The following is a 2,840-nucleotide window of genomic DNA, read 5'->3' as shown; positions in this document are numbered from 1 at the left end:
CTCTGGAAGAGCTCAAGAGAGAGTCGATCATCGAGGCTTCGAAGGGACGCGGAACCTTCGTGCTGGAGGAAAAGCACGAAGAGAAAATAGGGACCCTCACCGGATTCACCGAGGAGGCGAAACGCGACGGACGAGAGGCCACTTCTCTCGTGTTGAAAAATACGCTCGTAGCTCCCGAAGAGGACGTTGCGGAGCTCTTCGAGATCCCTTCGGGCGGCATGGTAGTGGTTCTGGAGAGAGTGAGGTATCTGGACGGTGAACCTTACGGCATGGAGAGGGCCTTTCTCAATCCGATGGTGGATATACGGATTTTGAATGTCGTTCAGAGAGATATGTCGAAGGAGTCTCTCTATTACATAATGAAAAGCGAACTGGGTATCGTGCTCGACCACGCGCAGGAGACTATAGAAGTCTGCCGGATGACCAGAGATGAGGCCAGGCATCTTCAGGTAAAGGAAGGAAACTTCGCGATAGCCAGAGAACGTCATACATACACCGATCACGGGCTTTGCGTGGAAATGGTCAAGTCGGTTTACCGGGGAGACCGTTACAGGTTAAAAGTGGTAAGGAGAGTCGAATGAGCGTTAAAAGTGTTATATCGATGGACGGAGGCGGTACGCACCTAAGGGTTACGGCTATTTCCGGAGATAGACAGCTCAGAAAGAGTTACCGGACCGGAGTGAATCTGACGGCCGTCAGTATGGAGTATCTGATCTCTATCTTCTCGATGGTTAAGAGTGATCTCTGGATGCCCGACGTGATCGTTGCGGCCTTTTCCGGAGCCGGAGACCAGGAAAGGAAAGATAAGCTGAGCGGCGCCCTGAAGACGGCCTTCTACGGAGCTTCGATCGAAGTGATGATGGATATCGAAGGACTTTACAGGGCGGCTGTGGGCAGCGGAAGGGGAGTTGTGGTGATATCCGGAACCGGCTCTACCGTTTATGGCCACGACGACGAAGGAACTCCGTTTAGATCGGGCGGCTGGGGGCATATCTTCGACGATGAAGGAAGCAGTTTCTGGATGTCCAGGGAGATAATAACCTGCGCTTTGAGGTACAGGGATGGGCTGCTGCCGCACGACCCGATCTTCGACCTGCTGCTGGAATTTTATTCTGTGGAAAGCATAGAGAAACTCGTTAACCTTACAATAATTCAGGATTTCAAAACGAAGATCGCATCGTTCAGCAAAGTGGCTCTCGAGCAGCCAACGCCCCTGGTCAGAGAGATCGTCGATGAGGGAATCGGTTTGCTCGCCAGAAGAACTCTGAAGGTTCTCGAAAAAACCGGACCCGTTGACTCGATAAGCGTCCACGGGGGTTCTTTCCAGTCGGCCTACTATCGCGAGAGATTCACCCGGGCGCTCGGAGGGCACAAGATCTCCCTCTTCGAGGGAAACGTCGACGAAATACTGGCAAAGCAGGTTTTCGACACGCTCAATAGATCCTGAAGGGCTTTATAAATTCCTCGAAATTCCGCTCTTCGTCGGTCCAGATAGCCACAAAATCCTTCGAAGCGGCCCCCTCTTCGATTTTTTTGCGGTAGAGGCTCTCACCCATCAGCAGGTCGAAATGATATCTGCCGTCGGCTCCGTGGTACTGGAGATCCCACTGGAATTCTTCCGGATACACTCTTCGCACGGTCGATATGATATCGATCGCCAGTTCGAGCGGTTCTATACGCTTCCTGTCGGTCACGAAAAACTCCAGCCCGTGGCACGCCCTGTTCGAGAGTCTGAAGGCCGAGGGTATGAAGGATCTTTCACGGAAGGCTACGCCCGGCGGGTTCAATCGCGACACTTCTTTGTAGAGCAGCTCCGGGTCTATCCAGGGGGCGCCGATGTACTTGAAGGGATGTACCGTTCCCCTGCCCAGAGAGAGGTTCGTGCCTTCGAAAAGGCAAAAGCCCGTGTAGAGAAGCGCATGCTCGAAGGAAGGTATGTTCGGCGACGGTGTGTTCCAGAGGTGTCCCGTTTCATCGAAGTACATATTCCTGTCGTAGTTTTCCATCGGAACGACTTCCAGATCCGCTCCCATGTTGAAGGCGGCGTTGTAATACCTCGCCAGTTCCCCGACAGTGAGGCCGTATCTAAGCGCGAGGCCGTAACCTCCCACGAATGTCTCGAAGCCCTTCTTGATAGTAGGTCCCTCGACTTTGCAGGAAAGCGGGTTCGGCCTGTCTAGGACGATTACTTTGATACCCCTTCTGGCACACTCCTCCATCGAGTAGGCCAGCGAGTAGATGTACGTGTAAAAGCGCAGTCCCACATCCTGAATGTCGTACACGAAGAGGTCGAGGTCTGAGAGCATCTCTTCGGTGGGCCTGTAAATCTCCCCGAAGAGTGAATAAACCGGGATGCCGTACCTTGGATCGACTGCGTTTCCCACCCCGACTCCGTCAGGGGCGGCGCCGGATATACCGTGCTCGGGGCCGAACAGCTTGACCAGATCGAATCCCGACGACACGATCAGGTCGATGTTCTGTTTCAACCGGCCGTTGATTCCCGTCGAGTTCGTCAGAAGGCCCAGCCTCTTTCCTTTGAAGTCCTCTCTCTCTAGAAAGTTGTCTATTCCCAGTTTCACTTTCAGTTCAGACACCTCACTTTATCGCTCCCTGGGTCATTCCAGTGATGAACTGTCTGGAGAAAAGCAGGAAGAGTATTATGGTCGGTGCGATTGCGAGCGTGAGCCCCGAGAACAAAAGCGGCCACTGGTTCGAATATTCTCCGAAGAAGATCGAAACGGCGAGCGTTATGGTGGCCTTCGATTTGTCGTTTATGAATATGAGCGGGAAGAAGAAGTCGTTCCAGACATTGACGAAACTCACTATCGCCACGATCGAAA

3 protein-coding genes and 1 pseudogene are annotated in these 2,840 nt (G+C 53.1%); 2 read left to right on the top strand and 2 right to left on the bottom strand.

Annotated features, from left to right (window positions below):
- A partial coding sequence (locus PKX57_RS11915) for a GntR family transcriptional regulator (protein ID WP_472417524.1) occupies nucleotides 1-581 on the top strand: 581 nt, incomplete at its 5' end.
- The gene (locus PKX57_RS11910; protein WP_472417523.1) at nucleotides 578-1,447 is read left to right on the top strand and encodes a BadF/BadG/BcrA/BcrD ATPase family protein; all 870 of its coding nucleotides are present in this window, start codon (nucleotides 578-580) and stop codon (nucleotides 1,445-1,447) included. The genes PKX57_RS11915 and PKX57_RS11910, both read left to right, overlap by 4 nt.
- On the opposite strand, the gene PKX57_RS11905 is transcribed toward PKX57_RS11910, so the two are convergent.
- Entirely contained in the window at nucleotides 1,434-2,594 is a 1,161-nt protein-coding gene (locus PKX57_RS11905) for an exo-beta-N-acetylmuramidase NamZ family protein (RefSeq protein WP_472414769.1), read from the bottom strand. The two genes, PKX57_RS11910 and PKX57_RS11905, sit on opposite strands and share 14 nt — an antisense overlap.
- Nucleotide 2,595: 1 nt before the next feature.
- Nucleotides 2,596-2,840 (bottom strand): annotated as a pseudogene (locus PKX57_RS11900) (carbohydrate ABC transporter permease); the annotation flags it as partial.

It is taken from the genome of Mesotoga sp. (assembly GCF_035363035.1).
In the GTDB taxonomy this organism is placed as follows: domain Bacteria; phylum Thermotogota; class Thermotogae; order Petrotogales; family Kosmotogaceae; genus Mesotoga.
Note: the sequence above shows the minus strand (reverse complement) of the source record. Positions and strands in the feature narration are given on the sequence as shown.

Bases quoted from the DNA above. Each gene is read 5' to 3' on its own strand.
- PKX57_RS11910 (WP_472417523.1), top strand. From the start codon at position 578: ATGAGCGTTAAAAGTGTTATATCGATGGACGGAGGCGGTACGCACCTA.